Here is a 20,229-nt window from a genome sequence, read left to right as displayed (position 1 = left end):
CGCCGCGGTCGCGGCGGGCCTCCGGCGTCCGGAGCCTCACGAGAGCCGGGCAGCGGGCAGAAAACCGGCCACTCCTGCCGCACCGCCGCATCGCCGCATCGCCGCATCGCCGCCCCGCATTTGAGCTTGCGCAGTGGATGTCACGCATCAAAAAAGCCCTGGACGAATTGGCGCCCAGGGCTTGATCTCGCGTATATTCGATTCTCCGTGCCTTCACTTGAAAAGGCCGAAAAAGAATCAACTGCCGGAACCATATCGCGTCAGGAGCGGAATTGTCAACCGACGAAATGCGGCAGGAGCAGCAATTCATCACCGGTCTCCACGCGCGGCTCGACCAACTCAGGGAGCAGGCCGAGGAGTCGGTGCGAGACGCGCTCGTGCCAGCCGGGAACGGCCATCAGGCCAGGCTCGAACGGGATGTGCTGGTGGCAGAACAGTCCGGGCTGCTCAGCGCGATCCACGCGGGGGAGAACGGGCTCTGCTTCGGCCGCCTCGACTTCCGGGACGGAACAGTCCACCACATCGGGCGCATCGGAATCCGGCAGAACGACCCGTCCCGTACACCGCTGGTGATCGACTGGCGGGCGGACGTGGCGCGCCCCTTCTATCTGGCGACCGGTCACACCCCGATGGGCCTGCGGCGCCGGCGGCACATCACCACCGAGGGGCGCACCGTCACGGCGCTGCACGACGAGCTGATGGACCTCAGCGATCCGACCCGCACCGGCCACGAGGGCGCGGACGCCGACGAGGTCCTGCTCGCCGCACTGGATGCCGCCCGCACGGGCCGGATGCACGACATCGTCCGGACCATCCAGGCCGAGCAGGACAGCATCATCCGCGCTCCGCACCAGGGCGTCATGGTCGTCGAGGGAGGCCCGGGTACGGGCAAGACCGTCGTCGCGCTGCACCGGGCGGCGTACCTGCTGTACGAGCACCGGGAACTGCTGGCCCGCCGGGCCGTGCTGATCGTCGGTCCCAACCCGGCGTTCCTCAGCTACATCGGCGACGTGCTGCCCTCCCTGGGCGAGACCGGGGTGCTGCTGGCCACCCTCGGCGAGCTCTTCCCGGGCGTGCGCGCCACCGGCACCGACACTCCGGCGGCCGCCGAGGTCAAGGGACGTGCCGCGATGGCCGAGGTGCTGGCGAAGGCGCTGCGTGACCGTCAGACCGTGCCCGAGTGGGCGACGGAGATCGACCACGACGACTACGGGACGCTCTTCCTGGAGCGGGCCATGGCCGAGGACGCGCGCTGGCGGGCGCGCGAGAGCGGGCTCCCCCACAACCTCGCCAGGCCGCACTTCGCGTTCCACATCATCGACGCGCTCACCGGGCAGCTGGCCGAGCGCATCGGCGCCGACCCGTTCGGCGGGCCCAATCTGCTGGGGCCCGACGACATCGCGCAGATGGGCAAGGAGATCGCGACGAGCCCGGAGGTGCACGCGGCCATCGACGAGCTGTGGCCGCTGCTGACCCCGCAGGAGTTCGTCGCGGACTTCCTCGCGGAGCCGGTCCACCTCGACGACGAGCCGGCCGGACTGATCCGGCGTCAGGGCGGTCCATGGACCCAGGCCGACGTACCGCTCCTCGACGAGGCCGCCGAGCTCCTGGGCGAGGACGACAGCGCGGCCCGGGCCGCGGCCGAGGCCGAGCGCCAGGAGCGCATCGCCTACGCACAGGGCGTGCTGGAGCTGTCCGCCGGCTCGGAGACGTACGAGTTCGAGGACGAGGAGTCCGAGGTCCTCGCGGCGCACGACGTCATCGACGCCGAGCGGATGGCCGAGCGGCACGAGGAGGCCGACCACCGCAGCGCCGCCGAACGTGCCGCGGCCGACCGGACCTGGGCGTTCGGCCACATCGTCGTCGACGAGGCGCAGGAGCTCTCGGCGATGGCCTGGCGGCTGCTGATGCGCCGCATTCCGACGCGTTCGATGACGCTCGTCGGCGATCCGGCGCAGACCGCCGACATCGCCGGGCTCGGCTCCTGGGAACGCGTCCTGGAGCCGTACGTGGCCGACCGCTGGGAGCACGTGCGGCTGGGGGTCAACTACCGTACGCCCGCCGAGATCATGGAGGTGGCGGCCGGGTTCCTGCGGGTGCACGACCCGTCCTACGAGCCGCCCAGCTCGGTGCGCTCGACGGGGGTGCGGCCCTGGGCGCGGCGGGTCGGCGCGGACGGGCTCGCCACCGCCGCGGCGCGGGAGGCCGGAGCGGCACGGGCCGGTGGACGTGTCGCGGTCGTCGCCCCGGCGGTTCTGCACGCCTCCCTTCTCACCGAGCTGCCGGACGCGGGCCACGGGTCCGAGCCCGACCTCACCCGGGACGTGGTGCTGCTCGACGCACGGCAGGCGAAGGGGCTGGAGTTCGACACCGTTCTGGTCGTGGAACCCGCCGAGTTCGGGGTGAGCGACCTGTACGTCGCGCTGACGCGCGCCACCCAGCGCCTCGGCGTGCTCCACACCGGCGATCTGCCCGTGGGACTCGGGGAGTTGGCGGCAGCGGACGCGGCCGACGGCCGCGGGCAGACGCCGAGGTGAGGGTCGGCCGGTGAAGGGCTCCGGGCCGAGGCAGCCCCGTGCGAGCAATGCCGGGAGGAGCGAGGAATGCCGCCGAGCACGGCATGGACCGGGTTCAGCGCCGCTAACCCGGTCTCCCCGCGTCGGCCGCGTGGGACCGCCGCGCCGCCTCATCACTGAGGGTTGATGCGGGTTCGGGCTGCGGGGGCCAGGGTTCGCTCACCGGAGGTGACCCGTGAGCGAGTCCTCCGCACGACGACGGGCCACGGCAGAACCGAGCCTTGCGCGGGCGAGCCGGAGAGCACGGGCCCGCCCGGGGCCGAGCGGGCCCGTACAACCGGCACGTCCTCTTGGGCAGTTGGTGCTTGTCAATCGGCGCCTGACAGCCGACGCCTGGCAGCCGACGGCCCGGCGCCCTCTCCGGCTCCCCGCCGGGAGCGGGACGCCCCTATGGCGACGAACAGGCCCTCACGTGGTTCACGCTTTCCTTCCGAGGGCCTGCAACGTCCCCGCGGGAAGCCGGTCGTTGCCCCAGCTGCGCTCGATGTAGCCGATGATCCGCCCGATGTCTTCGGCGGGCACCCGCTCCGGTTCGCCGTGCTCGAGCGGGTCGGCGTGGAAGATGTAGAGCCGCGAGGCGAACTGGTCGAACGGCAGTGAGGCCTCGCCGAACCGCTCGCCGTTGCCCGCGGTGGAGACGACGACGCCGTCGCCCCAGTCCTGGCCGCTGTCGTTGTTCGGGTTGAAGAAGTACACCCGCATCACGTCCTGTGGGTCCGGCGCGACCCGCAGGATCGTGATCGCGTGCCAGCCGACGTAGCGGGCCGCGCTGTCGGTGACGGCGACGCCGGCCGGCTGCGGATGGATCAGCGGCTGCTCGCCGTTGTAGGACGGGTGGTAGCCGGCGTGGAACTGCCGCAGGAACCCGTCGAGGTCGACCAGGTTTCCGGTCCCGACGTCGACGTTGATGTGGAACCCACGGGCCGCCCACCAGCCGTGGAACTCGGGGTTGACCCACCGGTGCGGGTCGCCCGGCCGCCCGGCGCAGCGCCGCCCCATCTCGGCGTAGATCCGGTCCAGGTGCGGCACCACGAGCAGCGACACGGGGTCCAGATCCATCGGCAGAGTGCTCGCGACTCCGGTCGCGCTGTCCTTCGACGAGATCGGCTGCCCCTCGAAGTGCATGAGGATCTCGTCGTCTCGGGCCGCCCAGACGACCACTTGCAGCAGATAGTCCGGGTCGTTGTAGGACCACATCGACAGCGCGCGGGCCGACTGGCAGGTGGGGTTGTCGCCCTGACCGACGCCGAGCGGCTGGCCCAGCATCGAGAGCACCCCCGCGACCAGCCGCGCCTGCGGCCCCGGCACGTCACCGAAGACCGTCGTCAGCCGCTCACGCGCGGCCGGGGAGAGCTCCAGCGACAGCTGGCGCCACAGCGCCGGCACCACCGACGGCTCGTAGAGGATGCCGCGGTCGAGCAGCAGCGCCAGCCCGTAGACGCTCTGTGCGGTCTGCGGGTGCACGGCCACCTCGATCAGCCGGTGCACCAGCCGGCTGTAGCGCAGCAGGCAGTTCCGGCCGGTGTCGGACAGCCCGAGCGCCTCACCGACGAGGTAGTCGCTCTCGCGCAGCAGGAACCGGAGCAGTTCCGCGTGGTACGGCGACACCAGGCCGGTGTCGTGCATCGCCCGCGCGAATCCCGTGGCCTCCTGCTGCAGGCCGCCGGCGTCCATCGCCTCGAGCCTGGAGCGGAAGACGTCGATGCCCGGGTCCTCCCGGCAGGCCTCGGTGGTCCCGAAGAGGCTCGTGATGAGCCGGTCGATGCCCTGCCCCGACGACACGCCGAGAGCGACCTCCGGGTCGTCGCGGTAGACGGCGATCCGCGTGATCAGGGACTGCACCGTCTCGACCTGGATGGGACGCTGGCGCAGGATCCGCCAGATCTCGTCGACCAGGTTGTCCATGACGCTGTCGTAGCCGATCTCGTCGGCGAGGTGGCGGAAGAGGTCCCGGACGAGCTGCGCGGTGCGGCCCTGCTTGGTTCGCTCCGCCTCGCTGGGCGGGGTGAACAGCAGCTCCAGGTTCGTCGCCAGCACCTGGGACAGGAACTGGCGGGCGTCCTCGGCGGGCAGCGTCGGGTGCGCGAAGTCGCCGCGGGCGACGGCGAGCATCCGCAGCTCGCTGGCCGCCTCCATGACGACGGTGTCCGCGTCTTTGCTGTGCAGGCTCGCGCTGACCAGCGCCGGGAGAAGGATCTCCGGTGACGCCCAGTCCGTCTCCTGGAAGAGCCCGGCTTCCTCAAGCGCCTGCGCCCTGGCCTGGACCGCCGCGGCGCCGCCCGGCTGCATGAGCACCCGTCGCAATGCTTCCAGCACCCGCCGCAGCTTCGTGTGCTTGCCGAAGTCGCGGGTTTCGGCCATGGCTTGGAGGGCGTCGTCGAGTGAGGTCAGGCGCTTGTCCAGCGTCGTGACCTCACCGCTGACGTCGGCGGTCGGTTTCAAAAGGGTTCCCTCGGGTTGGTCTCCTGCGTCCACGCGGTCGTCAGACGTAGAAGTCGAGCTCTTCCTGCATCTTCAGCAGGTCGCGCATCCGGTAGGGGTCGTCACCGAAGAAGTACACCAGGCCCCAGTGGGTGCCGAACGCGGTCCTCTTGGTGACGGTCTCCTCGAGCGGGGTCGACAGGTCGTGCGACTCGTAGTAGTCGTCGTCCTCGGTCTCCTGCGGGATCTGCAAGTCGCTGACGACGCGGCGGCGCGGGTAGACACCGAAGCAGCCTGCCACCCCGGACGCGTCGACGACCTCGCGCGGGAAGAAGGCGTCGATCTCCTCCTCGGTGGTCTTCGGGTCGAAGGCCAGCACCAGTCCATGGTAGGCGTTGAACCCGTATGCCCGCTCCAGCAGTTCGAACACCTTGAAGCCCGGCGGCCGGTAGGCGACCTCGCCGAAATACATCTCGCCGTCACTGGTGACGAAATACTCCGGGTGAACGAAGCCGAACTCGATGTCGAACGTCTTGATGAGCTTCTCGATCTGCGCCTTGATCTGCGGGCGGTACCGCTCCAGTTCCGGGGTCGCCGGCGCGAACACCGAATATCCGAGCGTGACGTATTCGGAGATGTTGAGGAACTTGATCTTCCCGTTGTGCACCCACGCCTCGACCGCGAACTCCCAGCCGTCGAGGTGGGATTCCATGAGAACCGGGAACTCCTCGTCCGGAATCGTGTCGACCTCGTCCGGGGTGCGGATGACGCGGTGCCCGAGGCATCCGGCCTTGTCGAACGCCTTGAGGTGGATCGGGTCGTTCGGGTCGCCGTCCAGCTTGAGCAGGGTCTGATTGACGCGCTTGAGGAAGCGGATCACGTCGTCCCGGTCGTGGGCCTCCTCGAATATTCCGACCCGGATGCCGCCGAGCTGCGCGCGGCGCTTCATCAGCGCCTTGTCCCGGAGCAGCAGGGACTGACCGTACAGACGCGGGTTGTCCAGCAGAACCGAGTTGATCGCCCCCGCCCATTCGACCGTTTCCTCGAACAGCGGGATCGCGACGTCGACACCCTTGTTCTGGAGGGTCTCGGCGATCTCCATGGAGCGGTCGTTGAGCCGTTCGAAATTCCACGGCACGTAGGGGATGTCGTGCTCGACGCAGTACTCCTCGGCCCACTCCGGCGCCACAACGACGTACCGCCGGTCGAACCGGTCGAGGGCTTCCACCGCGTTGAGACTCCAGCCGAGCAGCGCTACATAGCCTTTGTCCGGGTTTTTGGTGGCCGGTTCGCCCTGTGGCATGGACCGTTTCTCCTTCGGCGCGTGGGCTCATTGACAGCGTGGCTGGCGCCACCGTGCCCGGCGATCTGCCGCGCACGCACCTCTTGCCCCCGCTCAGGCACCTCATTCCCGGGCGCAAGGACCCGGACGGCAGTTCCGCGCGGGTACGCCTGGGTGCGGACTGCGTCGTGGGCTGCCTCGGGCCGCTTGTTCTCCTCCTCGAAGGAGCCCCGGTCCAGGCATCGGGCATGTCCCGGCGCCGTGCCGCGGGGGATGCCGAACTCACCGCCGGCGCAGGGACGTTGCGGACCTCGCCGCAGGTCCGGCGAATCAATACGGTCACGGCACTAGGTTGACGGTATGAGCCCCGACATTCCTGACCAGGTCCGCAAGACGGTCATGGCCGACGGGAACGAATGCTGGCTGGACGAGCTGCCAGGCGTGGTCGACTCGCTGGCCCAGGAGTGGTCTTTGACGATCGGGTCCAGCTTGGCGGGCGGTCACGCCGCCCTGGTCGTCGAGGTGACGCTTGCTGACGGAACTCCGGCGGTCCTCAAGATCGGTGTGCCAGGTCGGGACCTCGGGCATGAGGCCATGGTGCTGCGTCTGGCGAACGGAGGGGGATGCGCGAAGCTGTTGGGCGAGGACGTGGGTCGACAAGCCCTTCTGCTGGAGCGCCTTGGGGCTCCGATGTACGACATCGTCGCCGACCCTTCAAACCGTCACGACTTGCTGTGCGAAGTGGCGGTTCGCATGTGGCGTCCGATCGGTCCCGACATCGGCCTTCCAACCGGCGCGGAGTTGGCTGAGCAGTACGCCCATCGGCTGCCGGAACTATGGGAGCAGGCGGGGCGACCCTGTTCGCCGGCCACAGTGGCGGACGCTCTGAATTGCATGAACCGTCGTCGCCTCGCCCACGATGACCGGTCCTCGGTTCTGGTCCACGGTGATATCCACGAGATGAACGCCCTGCAGGCAAGTGACGGCAGCTACAAGCTCATCGATCCAGCCGGGCTGCGGGCCGAACCGGCTTGCGATCTCGGCACAATCGTGCGTTGCAACCCGGGCCTCGACGACGACCTCTGGGCGCGGACTGAACGACTGGCTTCTCGCACGCGCGTGGATGCCACCGCCATCTGGGAATGGGGAACCATTCACCGAGTCGTCAGCGGCGTCTACGCCTGCAGTATCGGCTTTCAGCCCTTCGGCGATCTGCTGCTGGCCGAAGCGGACCGCCTCACGGCGTAGTCACCTGCCGGGGGCCTGCTCGCCCCGCCTGCCTCTGGAAGCGGACCGGACGGTGCGACGACCAGCATGGATGCAGGGGTCGCAGGCCAGGCCGCCCTCAACCCGGCGAAACCTGTCGGGCACAGCACTGCTGTTCTGGGCGGCAAGCCGCTGAGCCTCAGCCCGGACTGCGAGGAACGGTAGTCACTCAGTTGAACACTCAGCACACGACGAAGGCCCGTCGCGATCACGCGGCGGGCCTTCGACATGTGGGGCTGTGGTGGGCACAACTGGGATCGAACCAGTGACATCTTGCTTGTAAGGCAAGCGCTCTACCGCTGAGCTATGCGCCCGGGAACGAGGGCACAGACTACCTTGTCCCTCGCCCGGGGGCACAAACCCTTGTGGGCGCTCATCACCGGCCGCGCGGCCTCCCGGCGGGAGGACCGCCGCTCCGCGATCCGTCCGATGTCTCTTGCACGTATCGTTGAACGAACTGACTCGTGTGTTCGTTGGCACAGGGTGGGAGAATGACCGGCGATCGCTGATGCGGCACGTGGGGACGCGGGGAGAGGTTCGGTGGCGGCTATGAACGGCGGCGGCACCCGCCGCTGGGGCTGGGGCGGCGCCCGTGCGGAGAACCAGCGCGCCGATGCGCAGGCCGCCAGGGACGACGCCGCGGCAGCCTTCTACGAGCTGGACACCGCCCAGCGTGACCTGCGGATCTCCATCGAGACCCTGAACGCCGTCGACGACTCGCCCGCCGCCCGCAAGGCGGTCGCGGACTTCGCCGACTTCGGCTCCCGTATCGATCAGGTCAGCCACGAGTACATCTCCGTCGTGGACGCCCACGACCTGGACCGGGACGACCTCGATGCGGGCGCCGCCGCCCGCGCGCGGGCCGAGCTGGCCAGGGCGCGGCAGGAGCTGGAGCGGGTACGGGGTGAGCTGCAGCGGTTCGGGGAGAGCCTGGGGCCGCTGCTGTCGCAGGCCGAGACGCAGCTGGCGCGGCTGGCCCCGGCCGTCGAACAGGCGAAGCAGCGTCTGCTCGCGGCGTCGAACGCGCTGGACGCGGCCCGCGCCTCGGGCCTCACGGCCGACGAGCTCGCCGGCCGGCTCGCGGCGCTCTCGCCCGAACTGACCAAGCTCAACGAAGGCGCCGGCCGGCACGGTGTGCAGGAGACGCTGCGCCGCGCCGACCGCGTCGTGCGCGAGGCGGAGGCGGTGCGGGAGGAGGCGGCCCGTCTGCCGGAGCGGGCGGCGGAGATCGACAAGCGGCTCGGGTCGCTCCGCACGCGCGCCCAGGCCCTGCAGACCCGCGCGGGCCAGGTCGAGCCGGTCCTCAGCGAGCTGCGGCGCCGCTTCAGCGCGGCGTGCTGGCAGGACCTGCAGCAGGTCCCCGACCAGGCGGCCCGCTCCGTGCGCCAGGCGGAGGAGAAGCTGGCGGAGGGCCGCAAGGCGCGGGACGAGCAGCGCTGGGCGGACGCGACGTCGCAGCTGTCGACCGTGCGGGCGCTGCTGAACTCCGCAGACGAAGCGATCAAGGCCGCCGGTGACCGTCTGCAGCGGCTCAACGAGGTCTCCTTCGATCACACGAAGGAAGTCGACCGGACGCGTTTCGCCATCCGTGACGCGCAGCGGCTCGCGATGGCGGGCCGCAGCACACCCGATCCGTCCCACGCCGGGCCGCTGGACGACGCCGTCGCGCGTGTGGACCGTGCGGTCGCCGGGCTGACGGGCCGCCATCCCGACTACTGGCATCTCCTCACCGAGCTGGACGCCGTGAAGGAGACCGTGCAGCGGGTCGTCGAACAGATCCGGGAGCAGCGCGCAGCCGGGCAGTGACGCCTGCCGCCTGCCGGACGCCCGTGTGAGGCGTCTGCCGAAGCCTTCCCGGCCGCGCGCCGCCGCTGCCGTGTGCCGGATAGCATTCCTGCATGCCCCGATACGAGTACCGCTGCCGCGAGTGCGACACGCAGTTCGAGCTGGCCCGTCCGATGGCGGAGTCCGGCGCCCCCGCCGCCTGCCCGCAGGGTCACGGGGACACCGTGAAGCTGCTGTCGACGGTCGCTGTGGCCGGCACCTCCGCCGCCTCCGCACCGGCCGCCGGCGCCGCGCCGGCGGGAGGCGGCGGGGGCGGCTGCTGCGGCGGGGGCTGCTGCGGCTGACTTCCGCCGGAACTCGCCGGAGTCCGCCGGAGACCACCGGCCAACTCCGGCACCCCTCGATGCGCCCGCCCGCCCCGCGGGCCGCTTCCGAGCCCGTCCCGTTACGGGATGCGGGCCACCGCGCCGTAGGAGCCCACCCGGGGGTCGTCGTCGGCCAGGTCTGACTCGGAGCGGTCCGAGCGCCACCGGTGGACGAGGACGATTCCGGGGTCGAGCAGCTCCAACCCGTCCAGGAGCGCGGCCACTTCGGCGTACGAGCGGGCCTTCGTGCGGATGCCGGCGATCTGCTCGTACTGGCGGCAGACCGCTGCCATCCCCTCGGGGTCGAGGTCGCCGGTGAGGTGGGAGAGCGTCAGACAGCTTCCGGGGACCAGCGCGTCGGTGAAGCCGCGGATCATCTCTTTTGCGGACTCGTCGTCGGTGACGAAGGGCAGCAGCGCCACGAGGGAGAGCGCGACGGGCTGGTCCATGTCCAGGCATTCGAGGACCTCGGGGGACGCCAGGACGCCGGAGGGGTCGGCGGCGTCGGCTCTCAGGAACGAGGTGCGGCCGAGCGGGCTGCCGGTGAGCAGGGCCTGGGCGTGGGCGTGGACGACGGGGTCGTCGTCCACGTAGACGACCCGCGCGGTGGGGGTCTCGGCCTGGACGACCTGGTGCAGGTTCGGCTCCGTGGGAATGCCGGCGCCCAGGTCGAGAAACTGGCGTATGCCCTCGTGCCCGGCGAGGTGGCGCACGGCGCGGAGCATGAAGGCGCGGTTCTCGCGGGCCATGGCGGCTGTCGCGGGGGCGGCGTCCACGGCCTGCTGGGCGGCCGCCCTGTCGGCGGCGTAGTTCGTGCGGCCGCCGAGGAAGTAGTCGTAGAGCCGGGCGGGATGGGGCGTGTCGGTGCGCGGCTGGCCGATGCCGGCGGGCGGGGGTTGTGCGTTGCCGTGAGGACCGTCCGGCTTCGGCTCGCCCTCGCTTCCGGTGACGGTGGAGGGCCGGACGCGACCTGTGGTGTACAGGGCCCAGAGCAGTTCGTGGACTGCGCCGGGCCTGTCCTTGCGCAGCGGCAGATGTGTGAACGTCCCGGCCTCACGCAGCCACCCGCCGAATGTGCTGCCGGAGATGCCCAGTTCCTGCGCCGTCACCTCGCGGTCCAGTTCGTTGCCGACCCACCGCGCCAGCGCGGACAGCAGGCGCGGCGGGAGCCCGGACAGCACGCCTTTGCCCCACGCCGAAGCGCCGTCCTGGTCGAGCACCTGGCGCACGCCGCCCGCGGGCAGGGTCTCCGGGACGGGCGGCGGCAGGTCCGCCAGCCGCATCGCCAGATCCAGCTTGGCCCGGTCACCGAGGAGCGAGCGGTCCAGGTTCACGCGTTCGGTCAGCTCGTCCAGCCGTGCGGTGACCGTGTCGCGGTGCAGGCCGAGCAGCCGCCCGGCGCCCTGCGTGCCCATGGCGATGGCCGCGCCGCACACCTCCAGCAGCCGCCGGCGTTCCGCCGCGGTGAGATTCCGTTCGAGCGGCGCCAGCAGCTCGCGTGCCCAGGCGCGGGCGGAGCCGCCGAGCAGCTCCGCGAGGGGCGGGCGTCCGTCGTGCGCGGCCACTCCGCCGGGGGTGCGCCGGGCCGCCTCCACGCTCACCGCCGCGGCCGAGTACAGGCGCGCGGCGTGCTCCAGCGGCCCGCGGCCGCTGACTCCCACCGCACGGTCGGGGTCGGCTTCGGCGACGGGCTCCAGCACGGTCTGCACGGGTGCCTGCGCACCGTCCCAGACGACGATGATCTGGGTCTCGTCGACGGGGCAGAGCACCGTCAGGGCGCGTCCCCACTCCAGTGCTTCCTCGACTTCCTCCGCGACTGCTTCCCGCTCCTCGCCGGGCGCCTTCTCCACGACCGCGAGCTGCACCATGCCCGCGGCCATCAGGCCGGGGGCCAGCGGCTCCACGGCACGGCCGGCGGATGTCACGTCGCCGACCATCAGGTACTGGAAGGCGGAGGTCCGTGCCGCCTGCACGGCCCCGTGCAGGCGGTGCTCGCGCTCGGTCACCTCCCCCTCGCGCAGCAGACCGGCCACCATCACGGCCACCTGCTCGAGGCCGAACAGGCCGCGTCCTGACCAGGGTTCGTCGCGGGAGGCGATCAGCAGCCTGTGCGGGGGGCCGACTCCCACCGGCCACACCTCGACGTACCGCCCGTGCCCGGCGCCCCGTACCGGTCCGTGCTCCCTGCCCCGTACGAGTTCGCGCAGCAGGGGCGTGTGCCTGGACACTTCGGCTGGCCAGTCCTGCTCCCGGTACCCGTCGACGACTTCCACCTGCGCACGGGCTTCCCGCGAGACCCAGTCGAGCAGTCCCTGCGGTCCTCTGCCCTCGGCCATCGCGTGCGCGGCGAGATCGGTGTAGGTCTCCACCTGCCGGACCTCGTCCTGGAGCACCGCGATCTGCGCGCCCGTGAGCGCCTCGGCGACCCGGACCGGCCCGCCGGGGACCAGCGGAGTCAGGACGGGGACGAGCCCGCAGTCGGGCACCTCGTCGGGGTGGGCGAATTCGCCGCACACCACCACTCCGGCCGCGTTCTCCGCGCGGAGCCGCACCCACTCCAGGGTGCTGCCGGGGGACGTGACGAACAGCACCCGTTCCGTGCGCTCACCGATGGGGGGTCCGTCGGGGCCGCAGCGCGAAATCCTCTCGACCACGCTGCCGGGGTCGCCGGGCGCGTCACCCCTGCCTGCCCACCGCAGCAGCGGAGGCACGCCGGCGGTCAGACGGCCCAGCGTCAGCATGGCTCCAGCGTCGGTCCGGGCTCCTTCGGGCGCACCTCGGCGTGCTGCTTCACCGCGTGCGGGGACGGGGAGCCGGCGGGAGAGCCGGGCCGGGCGGCTCCGTCACCGCTGCCGGACGCCGCAGGACAGGACCGGGTACGGCGGTACGCGTTGTATGCCACAAATGGGTGAATCCGCAAGCAGGGCCGACGCGACTCGGCTCCCCTATCCGGAATACACCGCTCCTTATCGCTGCTGAGGCGATCAGATCTGAAGGGTCACGATCAAGACCGAACTGAAAGGATCCGCTGTGACCGCTCCGCCTGCTCCCCTCACCGTCGACGAGTTCGCTCCCCGACTCGCCGGCGCCACCGTCATCGACGTCCGCACCCCCGGCGAGTACGGCTCCGGGCACATCCCCGGCGCGTTCAACGTCCCGCTGGACCGGCTCGACGAGGCGCTTCCCTCGCTGCGCACCGCGGCCGAGCAGAGCGAACTGGTCGTCGTCTGCGCTTCCGGAGCCAGGTCCGGGGCGGCGAGCAGCCGTCTCGCGGGAGAGGGGATCACCGCCGCGTCACTGGACGGCGGGACCGACTCCTGGTCCGGCAGCGGTCACGCGCTCGACCGTCCGGAAGGCGCCCGCGCGGTGTGGCCGATGGAACGGCAGGTCAGGCTCGCCGCCGGTTCGCTGGTGCTGCTCGGCATCCTGCTCGACCTGGCGGTCCCCGGCGCCCGCGTCCTTTCGTTCCTGATCGGGGCCGGTCTGGTCTTCTCCGCGCTGAGCAACACGTGCGGCATGGCCGCGGTGCTCTCGAAGCTGCCGCACAACCGCCGCCGGTCCGGCGACGGAGGCCTGGACGCCACCCTCAGCAGGCTGAGCGCACGGGCCGCCGGCACCAGTTGACCCGGCACCGGCACGGACCGCCCGCACGGGCTCAGCCGGCACCGGTCTCCCGCCTTCCGGCCGCGCCGTGTGCCCGCGCCGCCCCGGCCGCCTCCTCGTACATCTCCCGTACGATCCGCTCCCCCGCCGCGACGCCGCGCTCGCGCAGCGCCGTGACGCGGGGGGCGCTCCAGCCGCTGTCGGCCAGCTCCCCGTGCCCGGGGAACCAGCCCCGGCCGGCGGCGGTCAGCAGCTGGGCGTCGAGCAGCGAGTCACCGGCCGCGTAGGTGTGCGTCGCCCCGGTGCGCCGTGCGACCTCGGCGACGGCAGCGCCCTTCGTCAGGGGGCGCGGCACGGCGTAGATCTTGCGGCCCTGGAGCGAGACCGTCCAGCCTCGGGGCTCCGCCCAGGCCGCCAGCTCCTTCACCCACGTCTGCGGCAGCCGTTCGCGGTCGACGACGAGGTAGGCGAACAGGTCGTCGGCGACGCGGTGCTTGAGCACCCAGTCGCCGCCCGCGGACGCCTCGCGCAGGTGCGCGCGCACCTCGTCGAGCGGGGAACACGCAGCGAGACGGTGGCGCACCTGCGCGTTCCACTCCGGGTCCGCCTCGCCGTCGACGAGCAGATGGCCGCCGTTGGCGCACACCGCGTAGCGTGCCGGACCGCCGGGAAGCCGCACCCGGCGGAACTGTTCGCGCGTTCTGGTGGTGGCGGGCACGAAGACGCACCGTTCCGTCAGTTCCCCCAGCAGTCCGGCGGCCGTCTCCGTCATGTACGACAGCGGCCTGCCCTCGTACACCTCGACGCACAGCAGCCGCGGAGCCTCGCTGTCGGGCACGCTCAGTCCGAGGGCCGCCGCCGAGTAGATCAGCGTGCGGTCGAGGTCCCCGGCGAAGAGCGGGAGAGGCGGCGTCACCGGCCGGGAGGGGGCGGTCATCCGGCGGCCCTCCCGTCGGAGCCGGTGGCACCGCGCGTGAACCGCGGGTGGATCAGGCCCACGCAGCTGTAGGGCAGTCCGTCCGTCTCCTCGACCGGCACGCCCCGCTGTTCGGCGAGCAGCCGTACATGGTCCAGGTCGGAGCCCGCGCCGCGCCGCGTCAGAATCCGCCACGGCACTCGGCGCAGCAGCACACGCGTCGTCTCGCCGACCCCGGGCTTGACAAGGTTGACGTCGTCGATGCCGTACTCCCGGCTGATGCGTTCCACCGCGCTCCAGCCGGCCCACGTCGGAGCCCGCTCGGCGGTCCGCAGCGCTGCCGCGTCCCCCGCCACGGCTTCGGCGACGTCGCCGAAGCGGGCCGTGATCCGGTCCAGGAAGAGGCCCGAGACGTCCGAACCGGCAAGCTCCCGGTAGCACTTGGCGCCGTGGTAGTCGTCCGGGCCGACCAGGTCCGCGCGGAGCACGGTGCGCGAAATCAGCCCGGAGACGGTGGAGTTGAGACACGCGGAGGGTATGAGGAAGTCCTCGCGTGTGCCGTATGTGCGTACACAGCCGCCGGGGTCTGCGAGCACGGCGATCTCCGGATCGAACTCCCCGAACTCCTCGAACTGCGCGAGGGCTTGGGCGAGTTCACGAGTGATGGCGCCCTTGCCCGTCCAGCCGTCGACGAAGACGACGTCGGCGGGGTCGTGGTGCGAGGCGATCCAGCGCAGCGCGTTGGCGTCGATGCCGCGCCCGCGCACGATGGACACCGCGTAATGCGGCAGGTCCAGCCCGTGGGCCCGCTGCGCCCAGCGCCGCATCAGTACGCCGACGGGCGTGCCCGCGCGGGCGAGCGAGACCAGCACCGGGCGGCCCGTTCCGCGGGACGCCCGTTCACTCAGCACGGTCTCGGTGACGGTGCCGACCGCGCGCGCGACGCGGCTCGCGGAGGACTCCAGCGCGCCGTGGAAGAGCCGCTCGTAGTCCGGGCCCGGCTGGTATTCGACGGGCAGCGACTCCGCGTAGTGCGCCCCTCCGCTCTGGATCGCCTCCTCGCGCTCCTCGGTCGGGGCCTCCAGCTTCGTCTGCGACAGGTCCTGCAGCAGCCAGCCGACTTCGTCGGGCGCGTAGGAGGAGAAGCGCGGGCCGCGCAGCGGCGCGGGCAGCGGACGGTAGGCGGGGACCACCGCGAGCAGCACGCTGTCGGTGTGCTCGCGCAGCCGGTGCAGCAGACCGCCCGGGGCGTGCAGGGCAGCGGTGTCCGACGCCGAGTCCGTCACGACGACGGCGGCGGCGAAGCGGCGGCCGGGGTCGGCACCGGGAGCGACGTTGTACGCATAGCGCACGGCGGTCCCGGAACCGCGGCGGCTCTCGGCCCGGGCCTCCGTCCCGCGGGCCGCGACGCCGTCCGTCCCGGTGTCCGCGCCGGTCGCCGGCCCGGTGTCCGTCCCGGAGTCCGTGCCGTTCGCCGCGTCCGTCCTGTCGTGCGCCGGGAAGGAGAGGCACGTACGGACGGCGTAGCCCGGGTCGTCGAGCGCGAGCACGGGCGAGCGCGTCGTGGTGGAGAAGCGCACTTCCGCCTCCCGGCCCAGGCGCTCCTCCAGGGCGACGGCGAGGCGCAGCGGTGCGTACATCAACTCCTCGCAGCCCAGCACCAGTACGCGCGGAGCCGTACGGTCACCCGGGGCTTCCGGCGAAGAACCCTCGTCGAGCGTGCCCGCCTCAGCCAGTGCGGAGGCCAGCCGTGCGGCCATGCCGGGCAGTGCCGCGTCCAGGCGGGCCCGGTGGGCGGCGGTGAAGCCGTGCCGTCCGCCGTCGGGCAGGCCCGGCGGCCAGCCGAGGTCCACCCGGGCCGCCGGGCTCGCGCCGCACGGGCCCGCAGTGGCGTCGGGTGCCTGCGCCTCCGCCGGACCCGCCTGAGCCTCCGCCTGCGCCACCAGGCGCTGCCCGCGCTCCAGCACGTCGTGCGGGAGGGAGACGCGGCCGCGTGCCAGCGCCACCACGTCCACACGCGCGCCGAGTTCGGCCGCGAACTTCTCCAGTGCGGCCGCGTCGTCCGCCGAGCGCATGTCGGTCAGCGCCACCACGACGTACCGCTGGCGAGGATGCCGCCGGTGCAGTGCCGCGATGGTGTTGCGCACGGTGCGGCCCGTCGAGAACTCGTCGTCGACGAGGACGAGCGGCCCGTCCCCGCTCAGCAGCCCCGGATCCTCCGGGAGCAGCAGATGCGACGTGGCGTGACTGTGCTCCTCCTCGAACCCTCCGGCGGTTGCCACCCCCGGCACCGCGCGCCGTGTCGAGTGCAGATACGTGACGCCGCCGATGCCGTCGGCCACGCAGTGCCCGAGCCCCGTCGCCGTCTCCGCGTAGCCGAGCACCACGGCACGGTCCGCGAGGCCGTCGCCGAGCAGGGTCCGCACTTGCCTCCCGAGCCCGACGCCGACCCCGCGCACGGCTCCGGGCCGCTCCGGCACGTGCTTGCCCAGGACGCGCGAGACGAGGAGATGCGCGCGTTTGGGGTTGCGGCGCAGCGCCAGGCCCATCAACTCCCGCAGCCCGTCGCCGCTCAGCCGCACATCCAGCCGTTCGGCGACCCACTCGCCGGACCACACCGCACCGCTCACCGCGTCCCTCACCGCGTCCCTCACCCCGTCGCCCATCCCTTCGTCCCGCCCTCTCACGCCGGTTCGCCGTCCGCCCGCACGCCGGCCGCCAGGAAGTCGACGAAGCCGACGCCCTCGCGTGCCACCCCGAACAGCTCGGCGCGCAGCAGCGTCCGCTCGGCCCACGCCCGGTGCGGCTTCACCTCGTTCATCTTGTTCGTGTACGCGGACCGCACGACACCGCCTCCGCTGCGCTCCGGGCGGAGGATGTCGGTGGCGTCGCTGTACTCCTCCAGGCTCACCACGGACAGCGCGTGCACCGGCAGCACGTGCGAGGGATGGATGCAGGTCTTGCCGAGCAGACCGTTGGCCCGGTCCAGTTCGATCTCGCGCAGCAGTCCGTCCATGTCGTGGTCGATGAGAGCCGTACGCAGTTCCTCCGCGCGCCCGGTGAAGATGCTCTGCCTGAGCTGGGGCTTGAACATCCTCTCCTGGAGCCGGAAGTACTCCCACACCGGTCCGGTGACCGTGTAGCCGCTGCCGTCCGCGCGGCCCAGCACATTCACCACGTCACCGATGACGGACGCGACGAGCTGGACGTCGTACGCGGTCATCTCGGGTGTACGGCGCAGCCCGTGGGCGGAACAGAAGTCCGTCACGCCGAGCCGCAGCGCGAGGACCCGTTCCCGGTACTTGTCGACGGCACGGGCGATTCCGGCCAGCGTCGCCGCCCGCGTCTCCAGGTGCAGCAGCGCCGGGGACTCGAGCACCGGCATCGCGAACAGCCTGCGGTCCGCGGCGGCTTCGGCCTCTGCCAGGGCCTCCAGGAACGGGATGCCGCTCTCCTCGGTGAACTTGGGCAGCACGAATCCCGACAGCAGTGCGGCCGAGGGCCCCAGCCGCTTCACGAGGTCGGTGATCTGCTCCGGCTCCCGTACCCGTACGAACAGCAGGGGGACGTCCCGCTGGGGCAGGCCGGCGCCGGGGGCCGCGAGCTGCGCCACCTGCCGGGTCAGATTGCCCTCGGCCCCCGCGACCTCCGCATCGCTTATGGAGTCCTCCAGGCACAGCACCATGGACCTCACGCCGCGACGGGCCTGCTTGACCACGTCGGCGGCGAGGCTCGTGCGCGTCGCCGGGCAGTACAGGGTGGCGCCGAGCGCGGCGGCGAGCGTACGGCCCGGCGAGTTTGCGGTGAACTCGGCCGGCTCGTGCTGGAACAGCGCTCGCCGCACCTCGGGCGGGAGTTGACCGAAATGCCGCATGCGTGACCCCGATTCCCTTCGCGTGGCATCCGGCGTGGCCTACGCGGTCGTGTCGATCGTGCAGCCCGTCCCGCCGCCGGCTGTGCGGTCCGGTGGCGAGAAGCAGCCGCTCATCGTACGTACGGGAGGGGCCCATTGGTTCCAGCCGACGATGAAGAATGCGTCACCACCGGGTGCACGCCCGGCCACCCCGGCCTCCCGCGTTGTCCTGACGCGCGGGCGGAAGGCAGGATGAGCGCATGACGCACGCCATGGTGAAGGGCTCGAACGTTCAGCTGGAGACTGTGGCGGTTCGCGCCGTCCTGTGCTGGTCCTCCGGGTCCGCAGTGCCCGACGTCGATGTGTCCGCGCTGCTGCTGGACGAGAGCGGACGCGTCAGTTCCGACGAGGACTTCGTCTTCTACAACCAGCCGCGGCACCCTTCGGGCGCGGTGAGTCACCTGGGAAAGACGCAGGAGCAGGACGGCAGGTGCGACTCGGTCGAGGTCGACCCCGGCGCGCTGGCCCCTCACGTGGACCGCGTGCTGCTCGCCGCGTCCACGGACGGCGGCACCTTCGGCGAGGTGCCGCAGCTGCGGCTGCTGGCGTACGCGGGCGCCGGACCCGGCTCGGAGGGCGAACCTCTGCTGACGTTCGACATCGAGCCGGAGACGGGCGCCGAGTCGGCGCTAATCTGCGGCGAGCTGTACAGGCGCGGCACGGGCTGGAAGTTCCGCGCGCTGGGCCAGGGTTACGCGACCGGGCTGATCGGGCTGGCCACCGAGTACGGGATCACCGTCGAGGAAAGCGAGGGCTCCCGCCGGGAGCCGGGTGCCGCAGCACCGGAACAGCCGGGTGCCACCGTGCCGCCCGCGCCGTCGGTCCCGCCCCAGACGTCCGCTCCGACGCCCGACGAAGCGACCGTGCCGGCCTTCACCGCAGGCGGACAGCCTGCGGAACCCGAGGACTTTCCCCTCGCGGCTCCCGCGGCGGGCCCGCCGCCCACCGCGCCGCCGCCCACGGCGCCGTCACCCATCGCGGCGGCAGGGCCGGGCCCCGCGGCACCGACGCATGGCTACGGCTATCCGCAGCAGCCCCAGCAGCCGCCGGCGACCCGGCCCGCGTACGGGTATCCGCAGCCTGCCTACGGATACCCGCAGCCCGACCCGGACTTCGCACTGCCACCCCAGGGGCCGCAGTTCCAGGACCGCTGACGGGAACGCCCGCAGCCCGCCCGGACCGGCTCGCGCCGCCGGACGGTCCGGGTCAGCTCCGGCCGGTCTTGTACCCGCGGCCCCACTGCATGCCCCACCCGTAGAGCCGGTCCAGTTCGGACTGGAATCCGTAGACGTAGCGCACCTGCCGGCGCACCATCAGCTGGTCCTTCTCGTGCTGCATGAGCAGCACCGCGCACGAACGCGCCTGCGGAGCCCGCTGATCGAGTCCGACCTCGACGCGCGGTCCGTTGCTCGGGAAGAGCGTGAGGATCGCGTGCGTGCGGTCGAACGCGGGGGTGCCGTCGTAGATGTAGACGAAGAAGAGCAGCCGCTTGATGTCGTCCTTGTGGTCGAGATTCACATAGATCGTCTCGCCGGAGGGGGAACCGAAGCGGTCGTCGCCGGTGAGCTTCACATACGGCGGAGAGTTCCAGTCACCGAGGAAGTTGCCCAGCGGCTGCACAACTCCCTTGGTGCCGTCGGCCATTTCGTACATGCAGGCGAGATCGAGGTCGACGTCGACGACGCCCTGCGTGTGCGCCTGTACGACCTGGGGCTTGAGTGCCTCGAGCGGGTTGCGGAGCGAACCGCGGCGCCCGGCTCTCCCGTCGAAGTCCGAAGAGCGCATCCGCCAGGAAAGGTTGACCCGCAGACTGCCGTTGTCCGAGCCCTGTTCGGTCAGCGACAGCGACGAGTGACGCTTGGTCAGCTCGACGGCGTACGTCGAAGGACCGCCTATCGTGTCGAACTTCGGCCCGCGCCGCCGCATCCCGGCGCTGCTGCGCCAGTTCTCCCAAAGGGAGACCATCCCGCACCCCCACTCGAACTCCAACTGCCTCGGGGCGGTTCCGAGTCGGGACTCGGAACCGCCCCGTCAGAGCGTTCCGCAAACAGGCCGCCGTGACACCCGGAAACGTGCGATCTGCCGCACCTTCCTGGGGCACA

General features: G+C 71.7%; 13 protein-coding genes and 1 tRNA gene. 6 read left to right on the top strand and 8 right to left on the bottom strand.

What is annotated here, in order from left to right:
* Positions 1 to 287: 287 nt before the first annotated feature.
* Positions 288 to 2,537 carry a HelD family protein gene (locus H180DRAFT_RS17550; protein ID WP_055487022.1) on the top strand — a complete coding sequence of 750 codons (2,250 nt, stop codon included), beginning with the start codon at positions 288 to 290 and terminating at the stop codon, positions 2,535 to 2,537.
* Between the two features lie 456 nt (positions 2,538 to 2,993).
* Here H180DRAFT_RS17550 and H180DRAFT_RS17545 read toward each other — a convergent pair whose 3' ends face one another.
* On the bottom strand, positions 2,994 to 5,018 hold the full coding sequence (locus H180DRAFT_RS17545; RefSeq protein ID WP_055487021.1) for a hypothetical protein: 2,025 nt from the start codon (positions 5,016 to 5,018) through the stop codon (positions 2,994 to 2,996).
* 40 nt (positions 5,019 to 5,058) lie between these two features.
* The gene (locus tag H180DRAFT_RS17540) at positions 5,059 to 6,300 is read right to left on the bottom strand and encodes an ATP-grasp domain-containing protein (RefSeq protein WP_055487020.1); all 1,242 of its coding nucleotides are present in this window, start codon (positions 6,298 to 6,300) and stop codon (positions 5,059 to 5,061) included.
* Positions 6,301 to 6,639: 339 nt separating this feature from the next.
* Here H180DRAFT_RS17540 and H180DRAFT_RS17535 point away from each other — a divergent pair, with 339 nt between their 5' ends.
* Positions 6,640 to 7,527: an aminoglycoside phosphotransferase family protein gene (locus H180DRAFT_RS17535; protein ID WP_055487019.1), complete on the top strand. Its 888-nt coding sequence runs from the start codon at positions 6,640 to 6,642 to the stop codon at positions 7,525 to 7,527.
* A gap of 257 nt (positions 7,528 to 7,784) precedes the next feature.
* Here the strand turns inward: H180DRAFT_RS17535 and H180DRAFT_RS17530 are convergent.
* Positions 7,785 to 7,859 (bottom strand) — tRNA-Val (locus H180DRAFT_RS17530).
* 235 nt (positions 7,860 to 8,094) lie between these two features.
* Between H180DRAFT_RS17530 and H180DRAFT_RS17525 the strand changes: the two genes are divergently transcribed.
* Together H180DRAFT_RS17525 and H180DRAFT_RS17520 are read left to right on the top strand one after the other, a co-directional pair.
* Positions 8,095 to 9,351: a hypothetical protein gene (locus tag H180DRAFT_RS17525; RefSeq protein WP_254666063.1), complete on the top strand. Its 1,257-nt coding sequence runs from the start codon at positions 8,095 to 8,097 to the stop codon at positions 9,349 to 9,351.
* Between the two features lie 92 nt (positions 9,352 to 9,443).
* Positions 9,444 to 9,674 (top strand): FmdB family zinc ribbon protein, encoded by a 231-nt coding sequence (locus H180DRAFT_RS17520; protein ID WP_055487017.1) that lies wholly within the window; start codon positions 9,444 to 9,446, stop codon positions 9,672 to 9,674.
* A gap of 101 nt (positions 9,675 to 9,775) precedes the next feature.
* Here the strand turns inward: H180DRAFT_RS17520 and H180DRAFT_RS30495 are convergent, their stop codons facing one another.
* A complete protein-coding gene (locus H180DRAFT_RS30495) occupies positions 9,776 to 12,436 on the bottom strand; it encodes an SAM-dependent methyltransferase (protein WP_055487016.1) in 2,661 nt (886 codons plus the stop codon).
* Positions 12,437 to 12,725: 289 nt separating this feature from the next.
* Between H180DRAFT_RS30495 and H180DRAFT_RS17510 the strand changes: the two genes are divergently transcribed.
* Positions 12,726 to 13,319, top strand: coding sequence for a rhodanese-like domain-containing protein (locus tag H180DRAFT_RS17510; protein WP_055487015.1), 594 nt, complete (start codon positions 12,726 to 12,728; stop codon positions 13,317 to 13,319).
* A 31-nt stretch (positions 13,320 to 13,350) separates the two neighbouring features.
* Here H180DRAFT_RS17510 and H180DRAFT_RS17505 read toward each other — a convergent pair whose 3' ends face one another.
* Genes H180DRAFT_RS17505 through H180DRAFT_RS17495 form a run of 3 tightly spaced genes read right to left on the bottom strand, consistent with a single transcriptional unit; the run spans position 13,351 to position 18,088 of the window.
* Positions 13,351 to 14,235 carry an HAD family hydrolase gene (locus H180DRAFT_RS17505; RefSeq protein WP_055487014.1) on the bottom strand — a complete coding sequence of 295 codons (885 nt, stop codon included), beginning with the start codon at positions 14,233 to 14,235 and terminating at the stop codon, positions 13,351 to 13,353.
* Complete coding sequence (locus H180DRAFT_RS17500) at positions 14,232 to 16,880, bottom strand: phosphoribosyltransferase (RefSeq protein ID WP_055487013.1); 2,649 nt, start codon at positions 16,878 to 16,880, stop codon at positions 14,232 to 14,234. Before H180DRAFT_RS17500 ends, H180DRAFT_RS17505 begins: the two co-directional genes overlap by 4 nt.
* A 17-nt stretch (positions 16,881 to 16,897) precedes the next feature.
* Positions 16,898 to 18,088: an HpcH/HpaI aldolase/citrate lyase family protein gene (locus H180DRAFT_RS17495; RefSeq protein ID WP_055487012.1), complete on the bottom strand. Its 1,191-nt coding sequence runs from the start codon at positions 18,086 to 18,088 to the stop codon at positions 16,898 to 16,900.
* A 239-nt stretch (positions 18,089 to 18,327) separates the two neighbouring features.
* Here H180DRAFT_RS17495 and H180DRAFT_RS17490 point away from each other — a divergent pair, with 239 nt between their 5' ends.
* Positions 18,328 to 19,281, top strand: coding sequence for a TerD family protein (locus H180DRAFT_RS17490; protein ID WP_055487011.1), 954 nt, complete (start codon positions 18,328 to 18,330; stop codon positions 19,279 to 19,281).
* A 52-nt stretch (positions 19,282 to 19,333) separates the two neighbouring features.
* Here the strand turns inward: H180DRAFT_RS17490 and H180DRAFT_RS17485 are convergent, their stop codons facing one another.
* A complete protein-coding gene (locus H180DRAFT_RS17485; protein ID WP_055487010.1) occupies positions 19,334 to 20,092 on the bottom strand; it encodes a Tellurium resistance in 759 nt (252 codons plus the stop codon).
* Positions 20,093 to 20,229: the final 137 nt, after the last annotated feature.

Origin of the sequence: Streptomyces sp. WMMB 322 (genome assembly GCF_900090145.1) — a bacterium.
Lineage (GTDB): Bacteria > Actinomycetota > Actinomycetes > Streptomycetales > Streptomycetaceae > Streptomyces.
The sequence above is the reverse complement of the archived record's forward strand: the minus strand, read 5'-3'. Positions and strand labels throughout refer to the sequence as shown.

Coding starts and splice junctions, on each gene's coding strand:
- H180DRAFT_RS17490 (WP_055487011.1), top strand. CDS start 18,328: ATGACGCACGCCATGGTGAAGGGCTCGAACGTTCAGCTGGAGACTGTG.
- H180DRAFT_RS17500 (WP_055487013.1), bottom strand. CDS start 16,880: ATGGGCGACGGGGTGAGGGACGCGGTGAGGGACGCGGTGAGCGGTGCG.
- H180DRAFT_RS17550 (WP_055487022.1), top strand. CDS start 288: ATGCGGCAGGAGCAGCAATTCATCACCGGTCTCCACGCGCGGCTCGAC.
- H180DRAFT_RS17525 (WP_254666063.1), top strand. CDS start 8,095: ATGAACGGCGGCGGCACCCGCCGCTGGGGCTGGGGCGGCGCCCGTGCG.
- H180DRAFT_RS17505 (WP_055487014.1), bottom strand. CDS start 14,235: ATGACCGCCCCCTCCCGGCCGGTGACGCCGCCTCTCCCGCTCTTCGCC.
- H180DRAFT_RS17485 (WP_055487010.1), bottom strand. CDS start 20,092: ATGGTCTCCCTTTGGGAGAACTGGCGCAGCAGCGCCGGGATGCGGCGG.
- H180DRAFT_RS30495 (WP_055487016.1), bottom strand. CDS start 12,436: ATGCTGACGCTGGGCCGTCTGACCGCCGGCGTGCCTCCGCTGCTGCGG.
- H180DRAFT_RS17535 (WP_055487019.1), top strand. CDS start 6,640: ATGAGCCCCGACATTCCTGACCAGGTCCGCAAGACGGTCATGGCCGAC.
- H180DRAFT_RS17540 (WP_055487020.1), bottom strand. CDS start 6,300: ATGCCACAGGGCGAACCGGCCACCAAAAACCCGGACAAAGGCTATGTA.
- H180DRAFT_RS17520 (WP_055487017.1), top strand. CDS start 9,444: ATGCCCCGATACGAGTACCGCTGCCGCGAGTGCGACACGCAGTTCGAG.
- H180DRAFT_RS17495 (WP_055487012.1), bottom strand. CDS start 18,088: ATGCGGCATTTCGGTCAACTCCCGCCCGAGGTGCGGCGAGCGCTGTTC.